We start from the raw sequence: 510 nt of genomic DNA on the forward strand, positions 1-510 counted from the left end.
TGCTCTGCTCCCCAACCTTGGACCGTCGGATGCTGGAATTTTCCGGCTTGGTCATGGCGACGGGCTGACTGCGTCGCCGGGATAATGCAGAGCGATCGGGACGTTATATCCGATCGCGCTATGGGGTCGGTCCTCGTTGTAGTGTCTACGCCAATCTTCCAGCTTTTCCCGCGCGTCTGCAAGGCTCATGAACCAGTGCGCGTTCAGGCATTCGGACCGGAGCTTGCTGTTGAACGCCTCGATGAAGCCGTTGTCCGTGGGCTTGCCGGGGCGTGAGAAGTCCAGGGTCACGTCGTGGGCATAAGCCCACAGGTCGAGATCGCGAGAGATAAATTCGCTGCCATTGTCGACCCGGATCGTCCTGGGATAGCCGACCTGGGCACAGACCCGTTCCAGTGTCCGGACCAGATCCTCACCGCGGTATTTGAAGCGCGGGTCAGCTGCTGGACAAAAACGGGAATGCGTATCCACGATCGTCAGGATCCGCAGCTTGTTGCCCAAGGCCAATTG

Annotated in this window: 1 protein-coding gene; it reads right to left on the reverse strand. The window is 59.4% G+C overall.

Translation table 11 applies throughout. The annotated features are described in order from the left end of the window. Positions 1-51 precede the first annotated feature (51 nt). Positions 52-510, reverse strand: a 459-nt coding sequence (locus TW83_RS16490; RefSeq protein WP_045983874.1) for an IS3 family transposase, incomplete at its 5' end; no start/stop codon positions are given.

This window comes from Paracoccus sp. S4493 (genome assembly GCF_000967735.1).
GTDB classification, from domain to species: domain Bacteria; phylum Pseudomonadota; class Alphaproteobacteria; order Rhodobacterales; family Rhodobacteraceae; genus Paracoccus; species Paracoccus marcusii.